This is a genomic window from Janthinobacterium sp. SUN176 (assembly GCF_030587335.1).
In the GTDB taxonomy this organism is placed as follows: Bacteria; Pseudomonadota; Gammaproteobacteria; order Burkholderiales; family Burkholderiaceae_D; genus Janthinobacterium; species Janthinobacterium kumbetense.
In genome coordinates this window covers 3,004,333-3,021,868 of sequence record NZ_JAPWIA010000001.1, presented here as the reverse complement: position 1 = coordinate 3,021,868, position 17,536 = coordinate 3,004,333, and the positions used below count along the sequence as shown (strand labels likewise).

Annotated in this window: 15 protein-coding genes; 9 read left to right on the top strand and 6 right to left on the bottom strand. The window is 64.7% G+C overall.

All coding sequences use genetic code 11. The annotated features are described in order from the left end of the window. Positions 1–163 precede the first annotated feature (163 nt). Positions 164–2,341, bottom strand: coding sequence for a cyanophycin synthetase (gene cphA / locus O3299_RS13665; RefSeq protein WP_305062501.1), 2,178 nt, complete (start codon positions 2,339–2,341; stop codon positions 164–166). 512 nt (positions 2,342–2,853) lie between these two features. Here cphA and O3299_RS13660 point away from each other — a divergent pair. Further along, entirely contained in the window at positions 2,854–5,124 is a 2,271-nt protein-coding gene (locus O3299_RS13660; RefSeq protein WP_251350402.1) for an ABC transporter ATP-binding protein, read from the top strand. 2 nt (positions 5,125–5,126) lie between these two features. Then, positions 5,127–5,597, top strand: a complete 471-nt coding sequence (locus O3299_RS13655; protein WP_099666965.1) for a DUF1854 domain-containing protein — start codon at positions 5,127–5,129, stop codon at positions 5,595–5,597. A gap of 44 nt (positions 5,598–5,641) precedes the next feature. Here the strand turns inward: O3299_RS13655 and O3299_RS13650 are convergent, their stop codons facing one another. Further along, positions 5,642–7,156, bottom strand: a complete 1,515-nt coding sequence (locus O3299_RS13650; protein WP_289916697.1) for an AMP nucleosidase — start codon at positions 7,154–7,156, stop codon at positions 5,642–5,644. Between the two features lie 112 nt (positions 7,157–7,268). On the opposite strand from O3299_RS13650, the gene O3299_RS13645 reads away from it, so the two are divergent. From O3299_RS13645 to O3299_RS13630, 4 genes are all read left to right on the top strand, one after another. Continuing rightward, a complete protein-coding gene (locus tag O3299_RS13645) occupies positions 7,269–7,865 on the top strand; it encodes a TetR/AcrR family transcriptional regulator (RefSeq protein ID WP_034783384.1) in 597 nt (198 codons plus the stop codon). Positions 7,866–7,879: 14 nt separating this feature from the next. Then, entirely contained in the window at positions 7,880–8,683 is an 804-nt protein-coding gene (map, locus tag O3299_RS13640; RefSeq protein ID WP_099666967.1) for a type I methionyl aminopeptidase, read from the top strand. Positions 8,684–8,685: 2 nt separating this feature from the next. Continuing rightward, the gene (locus tag O3299_RS13635) at positions 8,686–9,210 is read left to right on the top strand and encodes a hypothetical protein (RefSeq protein WP_289904050.1); all 525 of its coding nucleotides are present in this window, start codon (positions 8,686–8,688) and stop codon (positions 9,208–9,210) included. A 78-nt stretch (positions 9,211–9,288) separates the two neighbouring features. Further along, positions 9,289–9,939 (top strand): FABP family protein, encoded by a 651-nt coding sequence (locus O3299_RS13630; RefSeq protein WP_289904051.1) that lies wholly within the window; start codon positions 9,289–9,291, stop codon positions 9,937–9,939. On the opposite strand, the gene O3299_RS13625 is transcribed toward O3299_RS13630, so the two are convergent. After that, entirely contained in the window at positions 9,936–12,398 is a 2,463-nt protein-coding gene (locus O3299_RS13625) for a hypothetical protein (protein ID WP_305062500.1), read from the bottom strand. The two genes, O3299_RS13630 and O3299_RS13625, sit on opposite strands and share 4 nt — an antisense overlap. 80 nt (positions 12,399–12,478) lie before the next feature. Further along, positions 12,479–13,258 (bottom strand): helix-turn-helix transcriptional regulator, encoded by a 780-nt coding sequence (locus tag O3299_RS13620; RefSeq protein WP_289898580.1) that lies wholly within the window; start codon positions 13,256–13,258, stop codon positions 12,479–12,481. A 107-nt stretch (positions 13,259–13,365) separates the two neighbouring features. Here O3299_RS13620 and O3299_RS13615 point away from each other — a divergent pair, with 107 nt between their 5' ends. Both O3299_RS13615 and O3299_RS13610 read left to right on the top strand, forming a co-directional pair. Next, entirely contained in the window at positions 13,366–14,256 is an 891-nt protein-coding gene (locus O3299_RS13615) for a DMT family transporter (protein ID WP_305062499.1), read from the top strand. Positions 14,257–14,294: 38 nt separating this feature from the next. Next, positions 14,295–14,891 carry an O-methyltransferase gene (locus O3299_RS13610; RefSeq protein ID WP_305062498.1) on the top strand — a complete coding sequence of 199 codons (597 nt, stop codon included), beginning with the start codon at positions 14,295–14,297 and terminating at the stop codon, positions 14,889–14,891. Here the strand turns inward: O3299_RS13610 and O3299_RS13605 are convergent, their stop codons facing one another. Together O3299_RS13605 and O3299_RS13600 are read right to left on the bottom strand one after the other, a co-directional pair. Continuing rightward, positions 14,892–15,401 carry a GAF domain-containing protein gene (locus O3299_RS13605; protein WP_370385301.1) on the bottom strand — a complete coding sequence of 170 codons (510 nt, stop codon included), beginning with the start codon at positions 15,399–15,401 and terminating at the stop codon, positions 14,892–14,894. Between the two features lie 68 nt (positions 15,402–15,469). Next, complete coding sequence (locus O3299_RS13600) at positions 15,470–16,360, bottom strand: LysR family transcriptional regulator (protein ID WP_305062497.1); 891 nt, start codon at positions 16,358–16,360, stop codon at positions 15,470–15,472. An 89-nt stretch (positions 16,361–16,449) separates the two neighbouring features. Here O3299_RS13600 and O3299_RS13595 point away from each other — a divergent pair, with 89 nt between their 5' ends. Next, complete coding sequence (locus O3299_RS13595) at positions 16,450–17,436, top strand: aldo/keto reductase (RefSeq protein ID WP_305062496.1); 987 nt, start codon at positions 16,450–16,452, stop codon at positions 17,434–17,436. The last annotated feature ends 100 nt before the right edge of the window (positions 17,437–17,536 follow it).

The following is a 17,536-nucleotide window of genomic DNA, read 5'->3' as shown; positions in this document are numbered from 1 at the left end:
TTGTGTTCTTGTGGGCCCGGCCGTAGCCGGGCTTTTACGTCAAATTAAACCGTAGCGAGCGGATGGGATTTGTGGCCGAGAAGCGGAGCTGTGCGGATGCACAGTGAGCATCGGAGGCCGCAAATCGCGCCGCGCAGTAGGTTTGGTTTGAGGTCTCTGGTTTTCAGTTCCCGATGCAGCCGGGGGCCGCGTCGAAGGTGCGCAGGCCCGCGCAAATGAGGTCGACGGGCAGGTTCAGGGCCCAGGCGGCGGCCGCGACGGCCAGCACGCTGTCGACATTGCCGGCCGTAGCCGGTTTCAGCAGGTCCAGGCAAAGCAAGACCGTTTCGATGCCGCCTTCGGCCAGCACGATGTGGTTGCCGCGCACGAACACGGCGCGCTGGCCGGCGGCCAGTTGCGCCGCGATGGCTGCCAGGCTGCCGTCCTGCGCATACAGGATCACGCTGCCGTCGCACAGCTCGGCCAGTTCCAGCACGTGCGCGTTGGCGGCGTTGAGCACGGCCACGCCCGTCGGCACCACCACGTCGACCTGGCTGCGCACGGCCTTGTACAGGCCCGCTTCGTCCAGCACGTCGAAATCCTTGACGCTATCGAGGCTGCCCATGTCCGTGACGACGCCGATCTGGCATTTGTCGTAGGCCAGGCCTTCGGCCAGGATCATGCGCGGATTGCTTTCGAACAGGGCCGTCTGCACGGTGCGGTTGAGCAGCAGGCGCTGGCCCGCGTCCCAGTTCACGCAATCGCTGCTGACGACGCGGCGCTGGTCCAGGTACATGCCTTCGCTGCAGACGGCGCCCGTGTGCAGGCCCGACAGGTTGAGCAGCTTGCACAGCATGCGCACAATCAGGCTGGCGCCGCGCGTGCCCGTCACACCGATCAGCGGAATGCGGCCCGTTTCCTCTGGCGCGAACAGGTGGTCGACGATGGCCGCGCCGACAGGGCGGGGCTGGCCCACACCCGGCTTGATGTGCGCCAGCAGGCCGGGGCTGGCATTGACTTCGATGATGGCGCCGCGCTGCTCTTCCAGCGGACGCGTGATGTCCTTCGTCACCAAGTCGATGCCGGCGATATCCAGGCCCACGACGCGGGCGGCCAGCAGGGCCGCATGCACGACGGAGGGATGCACGTCGTCCGTGACGTCGATGGCCACGTTGCCGTTCGGCTGGATCAGCACTTTCTGGCCCGCCTGCGGCACGGACAGGGCGGTCATGCCCTGGCGCTGCAGTTCCAGCACGATTTCGCCCGATTCGTGCGGCTTGACGGTACCCAATGGGAAATCTTCGCCTTCGCCGCGGCGCGGGTCGGTATTGATCTGCGTGTTCACCAGTTCCAGCACGGTGGAAACGCCGTCGCCGTCGACCCACAGCGATTCGCCCTTGGCGGCCGCGATCAGCTTGTTGCCGACGACGAGCAGGCGGTGTTCGTCGCCCGTGATGAAGCTTTCCACCAGCACGGCCGAGCTGTCGCCCTTGCGCGCGGCCAGGTCGTAGGCTGCCTTCACGTCCGCTTCCGTCATCAGGTTGAGCGACACGCCGCGGCCATGGTTGCCGTCATACGGCTTGACGACGACGGGCACGCCGATGTCCTGCGCTTCTTCCCAGGCCGCTTCGGCGCTGCGCACCAGGCTGCCCTCGGGGACGCGCACGCCGCACGATTTGAGCAGGAATTTGGTCAGATCCTTGTCGCTGGCGATGCCTTCGGCAATCGCGCTGGTGCGGTCCGTTTCGGCCGTCCAGATGCGGCGCTGCGCGGCGCCGTGGCCCAGCTGCACCAGGTTGCCGTCGTTCAGGCGCAAGGAAGGGATGCGGCGCTCTGTGGCGGCATCGACGATGCTGGCCGTGCTCGGGCCCAGGCAGCGCGAATCGACCATGTCTCGCAGGGGCGCCAGGGCCGCTTCCAGGTCGTAGGCTTCATCGTTGATGGCGGCCATCAGCAGTTCGCGCGCGGCGGCCAGGGCGGCGCGGCCCACGTGCTCTTCGCGCGTGCGGAAGGCCATCTTGTAGACGCCGCGCTGGCTGGTCGAGCGCGTCTGGCCAAAGCCCGTGCGCATGCCTGCCAGGTTTTGCAGCTCCAGTACCACGTGTTCGAGGATGTGGGCCGACCACGTGCCTTCGCGCAGGCGCTCGAAAAAGCCGCCCCGTTCGCCCACGCCGCAGCGGTGCTCGATCATGCCGGGCAGCCACGCCACCAGGCGTTCGTACAGGCCGGGCAGGGTATTGGATGGATAGTCTTCCAGTTCGCCGATGTCGACCCAGGCTTCAATCACCGGGCGGTAAGTCCAGATGTTGGGGCCGCGCAAGTGGGTGACGCGGGCAAATTCGATGTTCTTCTTCTTGATCATGTAAGTGGTTTCTTGATAACAAGCCAGGCGTCTGGGCGCCAGATACTTTATGTTGGCTCTACAGAGTCTTTTCAGGCTCGTGCTTGGTTCTTTATCCCGGGTATGCGCAGTGTGCCACTTTTAGAGGCCTCTTGTCGCGTTTGCTTCTCGTATTCTGCTGGTGTTGTCATTCTAATTGTTACTAATTGTTGCCGTACTTGTTATAAAGATACCGACTCTGGGCTAAGCTGGAGCATTTGCGCAACAGCGGGCTGTTGTATACTTGCTCCGTATCGCGGCCGCGTTGCAAAAGCGCCGCGCCTGCCTGGCGCTTCCTGCGACAGCCGCGCATTTTTTTTGCGCCGTTTTGCCATCATTCCTTACCGGCAGGCATCCATTCGATACAATACAGGAAATTGCCACTGGTGCATCCACCTCGCCATCGCGCAGTACACAAACATTGATCGGGCGTCTGCCCCATCCCCCAAATCCCGCCCTGAAGGGCTTGGCCTCGAGCCGGAGTATGCTTTACGATGACAACTGAACTGAGTGTTCCTGCAACAACTATTCCCCTCACCTCGCTGCCTGAACACTGGCTGGCGGAAGTCGAGAGCAACCTTTCTCCAGGGGAGAACGTTTTAAGTAGCGTTGAGGTTGACCTCGATGCGCGATTACGTTTCACAAAAGGCATAATTGTTGTCACCGAGAAGCGTTTACTGGCCCGTTCGCCGGGCGATACCGCCTGGAAAAGCTGGTCTTTCCGCCCTGGATTGCGCCTGACGCACCATGACCACGCCGGTGTCGGCCACCTGGAACTGTTCGACGACCACGGCCGCCTGGCTTCGTGGCGCTTCACTTTGGGCCAGAACCTGCACGCCATCCGCGTGCTGGAACAGTTCGTCGAGCGCCTCGACAGCCACCTGACGGGCCAGCCCGTGCTGGAAGCGGAGCAGGAAGTGTGTCCTAGCTGCAAGGCCCCGCTGGAGCCGGAGCAGGAGGAATGCCCGATCTGCGCCAAGGTGCTGTACACGCCACCGTCGACCTGGACCCTGTTCCGCCTGTGGCGCTTCGCCCATCCCTACCGTGGCCAGCTGGCCCTGGGCTTCCTGCTGATGCTGCTGAGTACGGCTGCGCACATGATTCCGCCCTATCTGACGGCGCCGCTGATGGACAATGTGCTGATCCCGTATCAGAACGGCAAGCATATCGACCCGTGGCTGGTGGTGTACTACATGAGCGGCTTGCTCGGTTCGGCTCTGCTGGCCTGGTTGCTGGGCTGGGGCAAGACGTATGTGCTGGCCCTGGTGTCCGAACGCATGGGCGCCGATTTGCGCTCGGCCACGTATGAACATCTGATGAAACTGTCGCTGGAATTCTTTGGCGGCAAGCGCACGGGCGATCTGATGGCGCGCATCGGCAGCGGCAGCGACCGCATCTGCGTCTTCCTGTCGCTGCATTTGCTCGACTTCGCGTCCGACGTGTTGATGATTATCATGACCGGTGTCATTTTGTGGTCGATGAATCCGTGGCTGGCCATCATGACGCTGGCGCCATTGCCCTTCATCGCCTGGATGATCCACCTGGTGCGCGACCGCCTGCGCACGGGCTTTGAAAAGATCGACCGCGTGTGGAGCGAAGTGACCAACGTGCTGGCCGATACGATTCCCGGCATCCGCGTGGTCAAGGCGTTTGCGCAGGAAAAACGCGAAGCGGCCCGCTTCCGCGACGCCAACGCGCATAACCTGGCCGTCAACGACAAGTTGAACAAGGTCTGGTCGCTGTTCTCGCCCACCGTGTCCTTCCTGACGGAGATGGGCTTGCTGGTCATCTGGTGCTTCGGCATCTGGCAGCTGTCGCGCGGCGAAATCACCGTCGGCGTGCTGACCGCCTTCATCGCCTACAGCACGCGTTTCTATGGCCGACTCGATTCCATGAGCCGCATCGTTTCCGTGACGCAGAAATCGGCATCGGCCGCCAAGCGCATCTTCGACATCCTCGACCACGTGTCGAGCGTGCCGGAACCGGCGCAACCGGTCAAGCTGGACAAGATCGAAGGACGCATCGATTTGCGCGAAGTCGGTTTCCGTTATGGCAACCGCGCCGTCAACCGCGGCATCACCCTGAACATCAAGGCGGGCGAGATGATCGGCCTGGTGGGCCACAGCGGTTCGGGCAAGAGCACCCTGGTCAACCTGATCTGCCGTTTCTACGACGTGTCGGAAGGCGCGATCTTGCTCGACGGCGTCGATATCCGCTCGTTCGCCGTGTCCGACTACCGCCGCAATATCGGCCTGGTATTGCAGGAGCCGTTCCTGTTCTTCGGCACCATCGCGGAAAATATCGCCTACGGCAAGCCGCACGCGACGCGCCAGGAAATCATCGCCGCCGCGCGCGCCGCGCATGCGCACGAATTCATCCTGCGCCTGCCGCAAGGCTACGATTCGATGGTGGGCGAGCGTGGCCAGGGCCTGTCCGGCGGCGAACGCCAGCGCATCTCCATCGCCCGCGCGCTGCTGATCGACCCGCGCATCCTGATCATGGATGAAGCGACATCGTCGGTGGACTCGGAAACGGAAAAAGAAATCCAGAAGGCGCTGGACAACCTGGTGCAGGGCCGCACGACGATCGCCATCGCGCACAGGCTGTCGACCCTGCACCGCGCCGACCGCCTGGTGGTGCTGGACCGCGGCCAGGTCGTCGAAGTGGGCAGCCACGATGAATTGATGGCGAAAGAGGGCGCCTATTTCCGCCTCTACGAAGCACAGGCGCGCAACAACGAACTCGCCCTGGATGACAAGGAATAAGCATGGCCAGTACAACTTTTACATTACACCGCGACACCTTCGGCAAGCTGGTGATGACGGACGCGGACGGCCAGGTCTTTGAAGGCGTGGCGCCCGTGCGCGCCTTTCCCATCCAGTCGCCCGACGAAGGTATTTCGCTGGTGCTGGGCAATGGCAAGGAAGTGGCGTGGATCGACCATGTCGACACCTTGCCCGAGCCGGCGCGCAGCCTGCTGCAGGAAGAGCTGGAAGGGCGCGAATTCATGCCCGAAATCGCGCGCGTGAAAAGCGTCTCCAGTTTCGCCACGCCGTGCACCTGGTACGTCGACACGGACCGGGGCGAGACGCAGTTCGTGCTGAAGGGCGAGGAAGACATCCGCCGCATCGGCGCCGCGTCGCTCTTGATCGCCGACAACCACGGCATTCACTTTTTGATTCGCGACATGTTCAATATCGACAAGACGACGCGCAAGATCCTCGACCGCTTCCTGTAAGCGATGCAACAATAAAAAACGGCGCCTTGAAGGCGCCGTTTTTTTTATTGGAAGGCCACTTCCGCAAAGCTGCGCAATTTGCGGCTGTGCAGCCTGTCCACGCCCTGGCGGCGCAGCAGTTCCACGGCGCGGATGCCGATGCGCAGGTGCTGGTCGACGCGTTCGCGGTAGAAGTGGTTGGCCATGCCGGGCAGCTTGATTTCGCCGTGCAGCGGCTTGTCGCTCACGCACAGCAGGGTGCCGTACGGGACGCGGAAGCGGAAGCCGTTGGCGGCGATTGTCGCGCTTTCCATGTCCAGCGCGATGGCGCGGCTCTGGCTGAAACGGCGCTCCGGCGTACGCTGCGGCAGCAGTTCCCAGTTGCGGTTGTCCGTGCTGGCCACGGTCCCTGTGCGCATGATGTGTTTTAAATCATGCCCTGTCAGCTGGGTGATTTCCGCCACCGCCGTTTGCAGCGCCTGCTGGATTTCCGCCAGCGGCGGGATCGGTACCCACAGCGGCAAGTCTTCGTCGAGCACATGGTCTTCGCGCACATACGCATGCGCCAGCACGTAGTCGCCCAGGCTTTGCGTGGTGCGCAGACCGGCGCAATGGCCCAGCATCAGCCAGGCGTGCGGGCGCAGCACGGCGATATGGTCGGTGATGGTCTTCGCATTGGCGGGGCCCACGCCGATATTGACCATGGTGATGCCGCTGCCGTCCGCGCGCAGCAGGTGGTAGGCGGGCATCTGTGGCAGGCGCGGCGGCGCGGCGCCCAGCGCATCCTCGCTTTCCACCGTCTGTCCCACGCGGCGCGTGACCACGTTGCCCGGTTCGACGAAGGCGACGTAGCCGTCGTCGTCCGAGGGCGCGGCGGCGTCGGGTGCGCGGTCCATCAGGGCGTGGCCCAGGCGGATGAATTCATCGATGTAGAACTGGTAATTGGTAAACAGGACGAAGTTCTGGAAATGCTGCGGCGAGGTGCCGCTGTAGTGGCGCAGGCGCTGCAGCGAGTAATCCACGCGCGGCCCCGTGAACAGCGACAGCGGTTGCGCTTCGCCATGCGCCGGTTCGTGCGTGCCGTTGGCGATGCCGTCGTCCATGGCCGACAGGTCGGGCAGGTCGAACAGGTCGCGCATGGCCAGGCGGCGGCCCGCGTCCATATTGCCTTCGATATGGTCATGCTCGGCGAACGAGAAGTGTACGGGAATGGGCTGGGCGCTCACGCCCACTTCCAGGTGCACCTTCTGGCCGCTGTTATGGTTTTTCAGCAGCAGCGTGAACTGGTCGAGGTAATAGTCGCCGAACAGGTCGGGGCGCGTCAGGGTGGTCTCGAACACGCCGGGGCCGGCGACGAAGCCGTAGGCCAGCGGCGAGTCGGCGCGCGCCACGGTGTCGGTCTGGATGCGCACGAAGGGGTAGCAGGCGCGCACCCGTTCGTGCATGTCTTCGCCGGCGACAAAGCGCTGCAGCGCATCGCGCAAGTGTTCGATGCTGCTGCGGTAGATGGCTTGCACTTGGGCCAAAGCCAGGCGTGGATCGTCGAAGCGGGAGGAGGCGATGAAGGGGGGCGTAAGCAAGCGGATTCTCCTTGTAGCGGTTCGTGCATACCATTGTAAGGCAGCGGGGCAACTCTTGTCGGAGCATATGGGGCCGCTTGACGGATTCAAATAGAATCTGTATTCTATTTGAATGGTCAGATTAGCCAAATTCAACGAAAACAACTTCATCGACAGCGCGATTGCCGTCGCCGCCCAGTGCGGCGTGGGCGCCGTCTCGATGGCCGCCATCGCCGTCAAGGCCGGTGCGCCCATCGGCTCCGTGTATCACCGCTTCGATTCGCGCAACGCCATCCTGGCGCGCGCCTGGCTGCGCGTGAAGAGCGACTTCCGCGAGGAAGTGGCCAGCCGCTGGCTGGGCGGCGATACGTGGGCCGGCGTGCACGGCTTGCTGGACTGGTGCCGGCGCAAGCCCGTGTATGCGCGCTTCCTGCTGCAATGCGCGGACAGCCCCGATTTCAGCAGTGGCCTCAGCGAGGAATTGCTGGCCGCCGTCGAAGAGGAGCAGGCGGCACTCGATGCCTGCTTCGTCCGCTGCGCCGAAGCCATGCCCGCCACCACGGAGCTTGACCTGGATCACATGCTGCTCAAATTCGTCCTGATCGACGCCCCCGTGGCCGTCGTCAAGCCTTACCTGACCCAGGAGCGGCCGATCCCCGCCAGCGTCGACGCCATGCTGCGCGCCTCGCACGACGCCGTGCGCGGCTGGGCCGCCCACACCACACACTAACCAAGAAGAAAACCATGCGCTATTCCACCCAGCTTGAACACGGCAAGAAAATCCCCCTGCACGACGAAGAAGGCTTCATCGGCATGCGCGCGGCCGGCCGCATCGCCGCCGACACGCTCGACTACATCGCGCCCTTCGTGAAACCGGGCGTCTCGACGGCCAAGCTCGACGCCCTGTGCGAGGAATTCATGCGCGCCGCCGGCGCCATCCCCGGCACCATCGATTACCACGGCTACAAGCACGCCAGCTGCATCTCCGTCAATCACGTGGTCACGCACGGCATCCCGTCCGAGACCAAGATCCTGAAAGTGGGCGACATCCTCAATATCGACGTGACGCCGAAGTTCCAGGGCTGGTTCGGCGACACCAGCCGCACCTTCAAGGTGGGCGCCGTCTCCATCCTGGCCAACCGCCTCGTCAACACGGCGTATGAGGCCATGATGGCCGGCATCCACACCGTGCGTCCGGGCGCCACCCTGGGCGACGTGGGCGCCGCCATCGAGGCGGTGGCCAAGGCGCAGGGTTTTTCCTCCGTGCGCGACTTCTGCGGCCATGGCGTGGGCCAGGTGTTCCACGACACGCCGCAAGTGCTGCATTATGGCCGCGCCGGCACGGGCATCGTGCTTGAACCGGGCATGATCTTCACGATTGAACCGATGCTCAACGTGGGCAGCTACCAGGTCAAGGTCTTGCCCGACAAATGGACGACGGTGACGAAAGACCGTTCGCTGTCGGCGCAGTTCGAGCACTCGCTGGCCGTGACGGAAACGGGTTTCGAGATTTTCACCCTGACCGGCTCGACCGACCCGCTGGTGTAAGCATGGATGACGCGCGCCGGCGGCAGCTCACCGATATCGTCGCCGCGAAAGCGGGCGTGGATGTCGCTTGCGCGGCGCGCCACCTGGCGCTGCATGACGACGACGTGGCGGCCGCGCTGCGCGGCATCGACATCGAACGTTTTACGCTCACGCAGCGCCTGCTGAACAAGTACCGGCGCGATCCGGAAGACGCGCTGCAGCACGTGGCGCTGGCCGTGCTGCAGCATGAAGATATCCGCAGCGACAGCGTGCTGCGCCTGGAGCGCATCGCGGCCCTGACGCCGCCCGTCGCCGGCGTGGTGATGCTGGCCGAATGGCTGGCCTATGTGGATTGGGAGGGCTTCGACAGCGCCCTGTACGCGAATATCGACGCGGTGGCGGCGTTCATCGGCGGTGCACTGGACTTGCCCGAGGTGGCCGCCAACCTGCTGCAAGCGCGCGATGCAGACGTGTTTGAAACGAGGCGCCCGGCGCTGGCTGCCGCAGCCCTGCTGTTCATCGAGCGCCACACTACGCAGTTTCCCTGACGGCTGGCGCTTTGCCGCCGGCGGGCGCGCGTCTTACAATGGCGGCAAGCACTGTTGCCCCATTTTGAAGACTTCCGCATGAGCGATTTTCCCGAAGATATCTACACCGAGCCGTCCGCCGACGTGCACACCCTGAACAACCTCGGTCCCCTGACCGGCATGGCCGGCATCTGGACGGGCACGCGCGGCCTGGACGTCAAGCCGAAAGCGGATGGCCCGCGCAAGCAGGCCTTCGTCGAGCGCATCGAGCTGCAGCCGATCGACCCCGTCACCAACGGCCCGCAACTGTTCTACGGCTTGCGCTACTACATCCACATCACCAAGCCGGACCAGGTCAAAACGTATCATGAACAGGTTGGCTACTGGCTGTGGGAGCCGGCCACGGGCGCCGTGATCCAGACCCTGGCCATCCCGCGCGGACAGATCGCCATGGCGTCCGGCACGACGACGGCGGACGCCACCAGTTTCGAACTGGTGGCCAAGCGCGATTCGACGGCGTACGGCATCTGCTCGAACCCCTTCCTCGAACACGCATTCACCACCGTCGAATACCGCATCAAGGTCGATATCCACGCCGATGGCACGTGGGGCTACGACGAGGACACGGTCATGTTGATCCGCGGCAAGGATGAACCGTTCCACCACACGGACCGCAACCTGCTGACCAAGGTCGGCGAGCCGACGCCGAACCCGATGGCCCTGCAGGCGCTGGCGGCGACCGCCGCTTAAGGCTGTCCCTGGGCTACCGCCTTGATCGCGCGCTCCTCGCCCATGGCGGCGGCGATCTTCCAGCGCTGCATGGCGCTGGCGCGGTCCGGGCGTTTCAGGCCCGCGCCTTCCCAGTCCATCAGGCCCAGGTTGTAGATGTCGCCCGCGCTGCCCTTGTCGGCGGCCAGGGTGAACCATTTGCGCGCTTCCTTGTGGTTGACGGGAATCTGGTAGCCGCGCACGTGGTACAGGCCCAATAAGTGCATGGCTTGCGCGTTGCCCTTGTTCGCGGCCTGTTTCAGCAGGTCCAGGCCGCGCGCCATGTTGCGCGGCTCCTGCCAGCCTTCGGCCAGCATCACGCCCTTCGCCGTCAGCGCATAGCTGTCGTTCTTCACCAGGCCCTTGCCGATCAGGGGCTTGGCGGCCACCTGGCGCGCTTCGCGCTGCTGCGCCGTTGGCGCGGTGATTGGGCCGGGCTTGCCTTCGCCCATCAGCAGCATCCAGCCATACAGGCCATACGCGCCCGCGTCGCCCTTGCCGACCAGGCTTTCCAGCATGGCCAGCGCCTGCGCCTTGTCGCCATTTTCATACAGCTTGACGGCCTTGGCGCTGCTCGCATCCTGCGGCACGGCGGCCGGCGCATGGGGCGCGACGGGCGCCGACGCCATGGCCGTTTGCGGCGGCGCGGAAACCGGGCGCACGCGCACGGGCAAGCCATAGCTGGCGGCCAGCACGGCCAGGCTGGCGGGGGCGAGGATCAGCACTTGCGCCAGCTGGTTGCGGCGGCCCTTGCCGGCAATGCCCATGGCCCGTTCGGCCTGCCGTTCGCCGCCCAGCGCCTCGCTGAGTACCGTCTTGACCTTGCGGTTGAACAGCCAGTAACCGGCGCCCGTGACGAGCAGTCCGGCCACGGCGGCGGCACCGCGGCCGGCGAAGAACCAGGCGGCGATGGCGGCGGCCAGCGCGGCCAGCGCGCTTTTCCACCAGAATTGCTTGGCCAGCCGCGTGTAGACCTGGCGCAGGGCGCCCAGCACGCAGGTGCGCACGTTCTGCGCATAGTCGGCGGAGACGACATCGACGTGCGCGTGGTCCGCGTCGCCGCTGAGGACGGACTCGATCACGTCCGCATTCAGTTCCGAGGCGGCCACGTCGCGCAGCGGCGTGAGCAAACCCTGCACGTGGGCTGAGAACAGGCCGTCGTCGGCGCTGCCGGCCAGCGCATCGCTGAGCGCCTTGAGGTCGCCGCGCAGCAGTTTTTCCACGATGTCGTCGAGCGTCAGCCAGCGCAAGTCCGCGCCGTACGCCACCAGGTGATGTTTTTCCGCGTTGCACGATGCGTCCAGGCGCACGATGCGCAGCTTGCCGCCATACAGGGCGTCGACTTCCTGCGGCTGGTCTTCATTGTAAATGCTCACTTTCGCCAGGGCCAGGCTGCTGGCGATGGCTGCCAGTGAGTGCACGCTTTCCTTGTCGCGGATGCGGCGCGCGTCGTCCGGCGCCTGCTTGGGCAGGCTGACGCTGTAGCCGGGCGCCACGTGCACGTCGACCCAGGCCGCCTTGCCCACCTTGCCGGAACCGTCGCAGGGGTTGCAGCGCAAGTCGCCCACGCCGCTGCACGTGCGGCACGTGACCTTGCCGCTGGCGCGGCAGGTGCCGCAATTGATGTTGCCGGAACCGTGGCACGTGTTGCAGCTGACCTTGCCGAAGCTGCAATGGTAGCAAGAGCGATATTCCGTGCGGTATTGCGTGCGCGTTTCGCTGTGGTAGCTGGTGTGCGAGCTGCCGTTGCTGTAGGTGGTAGTGGGCACTTGCACCGTGACGTAATCGGTGACTTGCTCGGACACCGTGCCGCTGCCGCTGCAATACGAGCACGACACCTTGCCGCTGCCGTAGCAGCCATACGCGTCGCAGCTGACGGTGCGCCCGCCGTGGCAATTCCAGCACGTTTCCGTCGTCGCGCCATAACAGGTGTGGCAGCCGATGCGGCCTTTGCCGGAACAGTTGTTGCAGGTATCGAGGTGCCAGTACTTGACGGCGTGCGGCAGGTAGACGCCCGCCTCGACGCCGTTGTAGGCCTGGCCCGCCTGGCGCAAGGCATTGTCGAGCTTGCCCGCCGCGCGGCGCAGCCGCTCCTTTTCCTGCGCGTGAGCGAGTGCTCCCACTTCGTGTGAGCCACAGCGGCAGTCATTGCCCGCCGGCGCGAAATAGCCGTTGATGACGCGCTGCTCGAAGCGCGCCTCGAGCGCGTAATTGGCTTGCAGGGAAAAATCCTGCAGCACGTCTTCCTCGCCCAGCGGCGTGATGTCGTGCGGCTCGAAGCGCGTCTTGTCCTGCACCAGGGTGCGCAGCTTGCCCAGCACGGTGGGCACGTCTTCCTTGTCGAGCTTGATGGGCGCTGGCGCCGTCACGGCCGTTGCTGATGCCTGGGGCATGTCCTCGCTGCCTTGGGTATCGGTGGCCGTGTCAGTGCTGGGGTTCATGCGCGTCCTTTTGCTCTCTGGAAAGATGTTTGAATTTTAGCATCCCCATATGACAAGGCGGCTACCCCTGGCTCCCTTTTTCAGCGCAGGCCGCGGCGGAACTGGTCCGGCGTGCCGCCGCCTTGACGGCGGAACATGGCGATGAAGGCCGAGGCCGTGCTGTAGCCCAGTTCCAGCGCGATCGCTTGCACGGTTGCTCCCTGTTCCAGCAGGGGCAGGGCGGCCAGGAAGCGCTGGCGCTGGCGCCATTCGCCGAACGGCATGCCCAGTTCGCGCTGGCAACGCCGGGCCAGCGTGCGCTCGGTCACGTGCAATTGCGCGGCCCACTCGGCCAGTGAGCGGTTACTGCCGGGATCAAGCTGCAGGGCGGCCAGCAGCGCCGCGATGACGGGTTCGTCGCTGCCGGGCAAATAGTTGCGGCTGCACGGCGCCAGCTGCAATTGATCAACCAGTACTTGCGCCAGGCGCTGGTCGGCGGCCGTGGCGGGCGTGGTGACGCCCCGTTCGGCAAAGTCGCCGAGGATCGCCTTGAGCAGGGGACTCAATACCAGCGCGCACGGCTGCGCCGGCAACTGCGCGCACAGGCTGGCATCGATGTAGGCGGAGTGAAACACGACATCCTGGCGGATATAGCCGTCGTGCAAGGTTTCGGGCGGTATCCACACGGCGTACTGGGGCGGCGACAGGTAACGCTGGCCCGCCACCATGATTTCCATCACGCCCGTGGAGCAATACGTGAGCTGGCCCCACGGATGGCTCTGGTAATCGAATTGCTGGTGCGCGTGGTAATCGTCGAGGCGAAAGTACACGGGATAGGGCAGGGCGTCGGAAACGGCGGGAAAGTGCTGGTTGCTGGCCATCGGATCTCCTGTTTTGTCCTGTTCTTTGCATCGTTTGTCCGATATGCATTATATCCATGGAATCGGACCATGCGAAAATGGTGCTCGTTGAATAGTGGAGTTCCTGCATGAAAGCCAAGCATTATCTGTTTCCCGTGATCGCCGTGCTGATCTGGGCCATCAATACCATCGTCAGCAAGATGGCCGTGGGCGTGATCGATCCGGCCGCCATCTCGTTCTACCGCTGGCTGCTGGCCGGCGTGCTGCTGGCGCTGGTGTTCGCGCGTCCAGTGTGGAAGCAGCGGGCCGTGGTGAAACCATATCTTGGGAAACTGTTTGTGCTGGGCATGTTGGGCATGGTCATGTACCAGTGCCTCGCGTACATCGCGGCGCAAACGACGACCGCCACCAATATGGGCATCCTCGCATCGCTGATGCCGCTGCTGGCCGTGGGCCTGTCCGTCTTGCTGTTGAAAGAGGCACCCACCGTGGGCGGCGTGTTTGGCGGTTTCGTGTCGCTGCTGGGGCTCGGCTACTTGCTCAGCCATGGCGACCCGGCCGCCCTGATCGCCCATGGCGCGGCCGTGGGCGACGCCCTGATGCTGCTGGCGTGCCTGTCGTATGCGGGCTATGGCGTGCTGCTCAAGCGCTGGAAGATTCCCCTGAATAACTGGCACTCCCTGCTGATCCAGGTGTGGTGCGCCGTGCCCGTGCTGTTCGTGTATTACCTGAGCCAGTCGGCGCCGCCCGTCACCGGCGCCGGCTTGCCGCTGGTGCTGTTCGCCGGCATCCCCGCGTCCATCGTCGCGCCGTTCTTGTGGATGCATGGACTGGCCAAGCTGGGCCCGAGCCGCGCCACGACTTTGATGAATCTGCTGCCCGTGTTCACGGTGATCATCGCCATGCTGTTCCTCGGTGAAACCTTGCACAGCTACGATGTGATCGGCGGCGGCGTGACCCTGCTGGGCGTGGTGATGGTGCAGTACCTGAAACGCCCATTGAAGCGCGCACAAGCGTAGTATTTTTGCTATGCTGATGTTTTGCACAAGGAGGCGGCATGCACAGCATCGATACCCTCGATACCTTATTAAGCGAACTGGAAGCATTCGGTAACACCAATGACGCGGCGCATACGGAGCGTGCCAGCCGCATGCTCAATATCACGCGCGACACGGGCGAATTGCTGGCCGTGCTGGTGCGCGCGCGCGGTGCGCGGCGGGTGCTGGAAATCGGCACCTCGAACGGCTATTCCACCCTGTGGCTGGCGCGCGCGGTACAGCCGCTGGGCGGCAGCGTGGTGACGGTGGAAAAGGCGCAGGACAAGTTCGACATGGCGCATGCCAACTTTGTGCGCGCGCAACTGCAAGGCGTGATTGGCCAGTTGCTGGCGGACGCGGGCGACGTGCTGCGCGATGCGGCTGACGGTGCCTACGATTTCATCTTCCTCGATTCCGCGCGCCAGCAATATCAGTCCTGGTGGCCGCAGCTGGACCGCGTGCTGGCGGCCGGCGGCGTGCTGGTGGTCGACAATGCCAGCTCGCACTACGCGGACATGGCCGGTTTTATCGACGCCATCCGCGCCGACAGCCGCTACACGGCATGCCTGGCGACGGTCGGCAAGGGCGAATTCATCGCCGTCAAGGCGGGCAACTGATTATTCGGCAACGATAGCCGCTTCCAGTACGCGCACCAGCGATTCGACGCCTTGCGCGTCGACGTCGTCGAAGCGGCCGGGCAAGGGGCTGTCGAGGTCGAACACGCCGATGATTTGACCCTGCGCAAACACGGGCACCACCAGTTCCGAGCGGGAATTGACGTCGCAGGCGATGTGGCCAGGAAACGCGTGCACATCCTGCACAACGATCGACTTGCCTTCGACCACGGTGGTGCCGCACACGCCGCGTCCCTTCTTGATGCGGATGCAGGCTGGCTTGCCCTGGAACGGTCCCAGCACCAGTTCCTCGCCTTTCAGGAAGTAAAAGCCGGCCCAGTTGAGGCCCGGCATCGTGTTGAAGACCAGCGAACTGAAGTTGGCCGTATTGGCGATGAAATCGCTCTCGCCGGCCAGCAAGCCTTGCAGCTGCGAGCGCAGGTCCGCATACATGGCGTGCTTGGCTGCGGGGGTATCGGTGCCGTAGGCGGCGTCGCTGATGGTAAACGTCATGGTCGTGGTGGCGCTGAAAAATGGGGAAGGCGCCATGGTAGCGCGTCTGGCGCATCCGTGCGCGGCCTTCACTTTTTCAAATGTTCTTGCGCCAGCCGGCGCAGCAGGGGCAGGGCCGCATGGCCGTGGTCTGCCCGCCAGGCCAGGCCGATGCCGGCCGCCAATTCCTCACCTTCCACCAATGGCCGGTAGACCACGCCAGCCAGGCGCAGCGCGCGGAACGAGTCGGCCAGCAGCGCCATGCCCTTGCCGGCCGCCACGTCGCCGAGCAGCACATGGTGGTCGGGCGCTTCGCGCAGGAAGACGGGCGCGAAACCATGCCGGCGAAATACCTGCTGGCAATGGTCGAAGAAGGCGGGCTGGCGCGCCCGTTCGAACCAGTAGACGGATTCCTGGGCGATATCCAACAGGCTGAGCTTGCGCTTTTTCGCCAGCCGGTGCCCGGCGGGCAGGGCCAGCATCATGGGCTGGTGCACCAGCGGCTGCACGGCCAGCTCGAAGGTGGCGCTGGGCAAGGCCAGCAAGGCCGCATCGAGCTGGCCCTTGCGCGCGCCGGCCACCAGGCGCGGCGAGGGCGCGGACGTCAGTTCCAGGCGGATACTGCCCAGTTGCCCTTCCAGCGCCGCCAGCCAGGGCCGGAACAGGCCGGCCGCCACGGAACTGGTCAAGCCCAGGCGCAGGCGCGCGGGCGCGCTGTCTTGCCGCAGCGACGTTTGCGCAATATCAAGTAAATCGAGGATGTGCAGCGCCTGCGGCAGCAAGGTATGCCCTGCCTGAGTCAAGGCCACGCCCTGCGTGTCGCGCTCGAACAATCGCGCGCCCAGCCGCTCTTCCAGCGCCTTGATGGCGCGCGACAGGGGCGGCTGGGTCATATGCAATTGCTCCGCCGCCTGGCGGAAGTTCAGGCAGCGGGCGACGGCGCAAAACAGGGTCAAGGCATGGGTATCGAGGGCTCTCATACCAGAAAGGTATCACGAAATCGCGCATTCCCCCGCCGGCCGGCACGGCCTAGACTGGCTGCATCGAGTCAACACGTGAGGAGAGCAGCATGCAACAACGACGCATCGGCAATAGCGGCTTGACCAGCTCGGCACTGGGCCTGGGCTGCATGGGCATGTCGGAATTTTATGGCGCCACGGACGAGGCGCAATCGCTGGCCACCCTGGAAGCGGCCTTGGCGGCGGGCGTGACCCTGTTCGACACGGCCGACGCCTACGGCTTTGGCCACAACGAGCAATTGCTGGGACGATTTCTGGGCAACCATCGCGGCCAGGCCCTGGTCGCCACCAAGTGCGGCCTGGCGCGCGAGGCGGGCAGCTATGCGCGCCGCGTCGACAATTCCCCCGCCTACATCCGCCAGGCGTGCGAAGCGTCGCTGGCGCGCTTGGGCGTGGACGCCATCGACCTGTTCTACCTGCACCGCCTGAACCTGGAGACGCCGCTGGAGGAATCGATGGGCGCGCTGGCGCAGTTGCGGCAAGAGGGCAAGATCCGCGCCGTGGGCCTGTGCGAAGTGAGCGCCGCCACCTTGCGGCGCGCGGTGGCGGTTTGCCCCGTGGCGGCCGTGCAGAGCGAATACTCGCTGTGGACGCGCGAACCGGAGCAGGGCGTGCTGGCCGCCTGCCGCGAGGTGGGCGCCAGCTTCTTTGCCTACAGCCCGCTGGGGCGCGGTTTCCTGACGGGCGCCATCGCCGATGCGGCCAGTCTCGACGCGGGGGATTTCCGCCAGTTCAATCCCCGTTTTTCATCCGACAACCTGGCGCGCAACCAGGCCATCGTCGCGCAGGTGAAGGACCTCGCGTGCGCCAAAGGCTGCACGCCGGCCCAGCTGGCGCTGGCCTGGCTGCTGGCGCAAGGCGACGACATCATTCCCATCCCCGGCACCAAGCGCATCGCGTATTTGCACGACAACCTGGGCGCGCTGGCCGTGCGGCTGGACGGCGCGGAACTGGCGGCGATGAATGCCGCCTTTCCCTTGGGCATGGCGGCGGGGGCGCGTTACACGGAGGAAGGCATGAAGGGCGTGGATGCCTGAAAAAGATGGCGCAGTGTACGCCAGCGTACCTAACTGACACTTTCCTTGCGGGATAATCGCCGGCGATCTGCTAGCATTTGGCAGTGACTGCATGGTGTGT

Bases quoted from the DNA above. Each gene is read 5' to 3' on its own strand.
- O3299_RS13620 (WP_289898580.1), bottom strand. From the start codon at position 13,258: ATGGCCAGCAACCAGCACTTTCCCGCCGTTTCCGACGCCCTGCCCTAT.
- O3299_RS13635 (WP_289904050.1), top strand. From the start codon at position 8,686: ATGGATGACGCGCGCCGGCGGCAGCTCACCGATATCGTCGCCGCGAAA.
- O3299_RS13595 (WP_305062496.1), top strand. From the start codon at position 16,450: ATGCAACAACGACGCATCGGCAATAGCGGCTTGACCAGCTCGGCACTG.
- O3299_RS13605 (WP_370385301.1), bottom strand. From the start codon at position 15,401: ATGACGTTTACCATCAGCGACGCCGCCTACGGCACCGATACCCCCGCA.
- O3299_RS13625 (WP_305062500.1), bottom strand. From the start codon at position 12,398: ATGAACCCCAGCACTGACACGGCCACCGATACCCAAGGCAGCGAGGAC.
- O3299_RS13615 (WP_305062499.1), top strand. From the start codon at position 13,366: ATGAAAGCCAAGCATTATCTGTTTCCCGTGATCGCCGTGCTGATCTGG.
- O3299_RS13655 (WP_099666965.1), top strand. From the start codon at position 5,127: ATGGCCAGTACAACTTTTACATTACACCGCGACACCTTCGGCAAGCTG.
- O3299_RS13645 (WP_034783384.1), top strand. From the start codon at position 7,269: ATGGTCAGATTAGCCAAATTCAACGAAAACAACTTCATCGACAGCGCG.
- O3299_RS13600 (WP_305062497.1), bottom strand. From the start codon at position 16,360: ATGAGAGCCCTCGATACCCATGCCTTGACCCTGTTTTGCGCCGTCGCC.
- O3299_RS13630 (WP_289904051.1), top strand. From the start codon at position 9,289: ATGAGCGATTTTCCCGAAGATATCTACACCGAGCCGTCCGCCGACGTG.
- map (WP_099666967.1), top strand. From the start codon at position 7,880: ATGCGCTATTCCACCCAGCTTGAACACGGCAAGAAAATCCCCCTGCAC.
- O3299_RS13660 (WP_251350402.1), top strand. From the start codon at position 2,854: ATGACAACTGAACTGAGTGTTCCTGCAACAACTATTCCCCTCACCTCG.
- cphA (WP_305062501.1), bottom strand. From the start codon at position 2,341: ATGATCAAGAAGAAGAACATCGAATTTGCCCGCGTCACCCACTTGCGC.
- O3299_RS13610 (WP_305062498.1), top strand. From the start codon at position 14,295: ATGCACAGCATCGATACCCTCGATACCTTATTAAGCGAACTGGAAGCA.